The 3564-nt window shown below is 70.4% G+C and carries 1 protein-coding gene; it reads left to right on the forward strand.

Going from position 1 to position 3564, the window contains the following annotated elements; all coding sequences use genetic code 11:
* Positions 1-108: 108 nt before the first annotated feature.
* A partial coding sequence (mfd, locus tag AC31A1_RS48690) for a transcription-repair coupling factor (RefSeq protein ID WP_489659474.1) occupies positions 109-3564 on the forward strand: 3456 nt, incomplete at its 3' end.

Genomic DNA, 3564 nt, shown 5'->3' on the forward strand with positions numbered 1-3564 from the left:
ATCCACAGCCCCGGCGTCAGCCGGCGCACCGACGTACGCTGGATACCCCCCGGCCCACCACTCGCGTCGGGCCCTTCGTGTTGCCCACCCCCAGACGGAAAGCCCTCCATGAGCCTGCACGGTCTGCTCGACGCCGTAGTCAAGGACCCCGCCCTCGCGGAAGCCACCAGGGCCGCGACCGACGGCAACCGCATGCACGTCGACCTGGTGGGCCCCCCGGCGACCCGCCCCTTCGCCGTGGCAGCGCTGGCCAGGGAGACCGGCCGCACCGTCCTCGCGGTGACCGCGACGGGCCGCGAGGCCGAGGACCTGGCGGCAGCCCTGCGCTCGCTGCTCCCGCCGGACGGCGTCGTGGACTACCCGTCCTGGGAGACCCTCCCGCACGAGCGTCTCAGCCCGCGCAGCGACACCGTGGGCCGCCGCCTCGCCGTCCTGCGCCGCCTGGCCCACCCGAGGGAGGACGACCCGGAGACGGGCCCGGTCTCCGTCGTCGTGGCGCCCGTGCGGTCCGTGCTGCAACCGCAGGTCAAGGGGCTCGGAGACCTGGAGCCGGTCGCCCTGAGGACGGGCCAGAGCGCCGACCTGAACGCGATCGTGGACGCGCTCGGCGCCGCCGCCTACGCGCGCGTGGAGCTCGTCGAGAAGCGCGGCGAGTTCGCCGTGCGCGGCGGCATCCTGGACGTGTTCCCGCCCACCGAGGAACACCCCCTGCGCATCGAGTTCTGGGGTGACGACGTCGAGGAGATCCGCTACTTCAAGGTCGCCGACCAGCGCTCCCTGGAGGTCGCCGAACACGGCCTGTGGGCACCCCCGTGCCGTGAACTCCTATTGACGGAAGACGTCCGCACGCGTGCGCGTGTCCTCGCCGAACAGCACCCCGAACTGGGCGAGCTGCTCGGCAAGATCGCCGAGGGCATCGCCGTAGAGGGCATGGAGTCGCTGGCTCCGGTGCTCGTCGACGACATGGAGCTGCTGCTCGACGTGCTCCCCAAGGGCGCGATGACCGTCGTATGCGATCCGGAGCGGGTACGCACGCGTGCGTCCGATCTCGTCGCCACCTCCCAGGAGTTCCTCCAGGCGTCCTGGGCCGCGACCGCCGGTGGCGGCGAGGCGCCCATCGACGTCGGCGCGGCCTCCTTGTGGGCCATCGCGGACGTACGGGACCGGGCGCGCGAGCTGGACATGATGTGGTGGTCGGTGTCGCCGTTCGCGGCCGACGAGGAGCTCGACGCAGACACCCTGAAGCTCGGCATGCACGCCCCCGAGACCTACCGGGGCGACACCGCGAAGGCCCTCGCCGACACCAAGGGCTGGCTCGCCGACGGCTGGCGCACGGTCTTCGTGACCGAGGCCCACGGCCCCGCGGCCCGCACGGTCGAGGTCCTCGGCAGCGAGGGCGTCGCGGCCCGCCTGGAGACGGAGCTGGGGGAGATCGCCCCCTCCGTCGTCCACGTGGCGACCGGTTCGATCGACTACGGCTTCGTCGATACGGCGCTCAAGCTCGCCGTCCTCACCGAGACCGACCTCTCCGGGCAGAAGGCCGCCGGCAAGGACGGCGTCCGGATGCCGGCCCGCCGCCGCAAGACCATCGACCCGCTCACCCTGGAGGCGGGCGACTACATCGTCCACGAGCAGCACGGTGTGGGCCGCTACATCGAGATGGTGCAGCGCACGGTGCAGACCGCCACGCGCGAGTACCTGGTCGTCGAGTACGCCCCCGCCAAGCGCGGCCAGCCCGGGGACCGTCTCTACATCCCCACCGACCAGCTGGAGCAGATCACCAAGTACGTCGGCGGCGAGTCCCCGACCATGCACCGCCTCGGCGGCGCCGACTGGACGAAGACCAAGGCGCGCGCCAAGAAGGCCGTCAAGGAGATCGCGGCCGACCTCATCAAGCTGTACTCCGCCCGGATGGCGGCCCCGGGGTACGCGTTCGGCGCGGACACGCCCTGGCAGCGCGAGCTGGAGGACGCCTTCCCGTACGCGGAGACGCCCGACCAGCTGACGACCATCGCCGAGGTCAAGGACGACATGGAGAAGTCGATCCCGATGGACCGGCTGGTCTGCGGCGACGTCGGCTACGGCAAGACCGAGATCGCGGTACGGGCCGCCTTCAAGGCCGTACAGGACGGCAAGCAGGTCGCCGTCCTCGTCCCGACGACCCTGCTCGTGCAGCAGCACTTCGGGACGTTCACCGAGCGGTACTCGCAATTCCCGGTCAATGTGCGGGCGTTGAGCCGCTTCCAGACCGACACGGAGGCGAAGTCGACCCTGGAGGGCCTGCGCGAGGGCTCCGTGGACCTCGTCATCGGCACCCACCGCCTGTTCTCCTCCGAGACCAAGTTCAAGGACCTCGGCCTGGTCATCGTCGACGAGGAGCAGCGCTTCGGCGTCGAGCACAAGGAGCAGCTGAAGAAGCTGCGCGCGAATGTCGACGTCCTGACGATGTCCGCCACCCCGATCCCCAGAACCCTGGAGATGGCGGTGACCGGCATCCGCGAGATGTCGACGATCACGACGCCCCCGGAGGAGCGTCACCCTGTGCTGACGTTCGTCGGCCCCTACGAGGAGAAGCAGATCGGTGCCGCGATCCGCCGCGAACTCCTGCGCGAGGGCCAGGTCTTCTACATCCACAACCGGGTCGAGTCGATCGACCGCGCGGCGGCCCGGCTGTGCGAGATCGTCCCGGAGGCGCGCATCGCGACCGCCCACGGCCAGATGTCGGAGCAGTCGCTGGAGCAGGTGGTCGTCGACTTCTGGGAGAAGAAGTTCGACGTCCTGGTGTCGACGACGATCGTCGAGTCGGGCATCGACATCTCCAACGCGAACACGCTGATCGTGGAGCGCGGTGACAACTTCGGTCTGTCCCAACTCCACCAGCTCCGGGGCCGGGTGGGCCGTGGCCGCGAGCGGGGTTACGCGTACTTCCTGTACCCCCCGGAGAAGCCCCTGACGGAGACGGCCCACGAGCGCCTCGCGACGATCGCCCAGCACACGGAGATGGGCGCGGGCATGTACGTGGCGATGAAGGACCTCGAAATCCGAGGCGCCGGAAACCTGTTGGGCGGCGAACAGTCCGGCCACATCGCGGGCGTCGGCTTCGACCTGTACGTCCGCATGGTCGGCGAGGCCGTCGCGGACTACCGCGCCTCCCTGGAGGGCGGTGTCGAGGAGGAGCCGCCCCTGGAGGTCAAGATCGAGCTCCCGGTCGACGCCCACGTCCCGCACGACTACGCCCCCGGCGAGCGCCTGCGCCTCTCCGCCTACCGGTCCATCGCCTCCGCCAACACGGAGCAGGACATCAAGGCCGTACGCGAGGAACTCGTCGACCGCTACGGCAAGTTGCCCGAACCGGTGGAGAACCTGCTGCTGGTGGCGGGCCTGCGCATGCTCGCCCGCGCGTGCGGCGTCGGTGACATCGTCCTCCAGGGCACCAACATCCGCTTCGCGCCGGTGGAGTTGAGGGAGTCCCAGGAGCTGCGCCTCAAGCGCCTCTACCCGGGCACCGTCATCAAGCCGGCCGCCCACCAGGTGCTGGTACCCCGCCCGAAGACGGCCAAGGTG

The organism is Streptomyces sp. P5F9, from assembly GCF_057961495.1.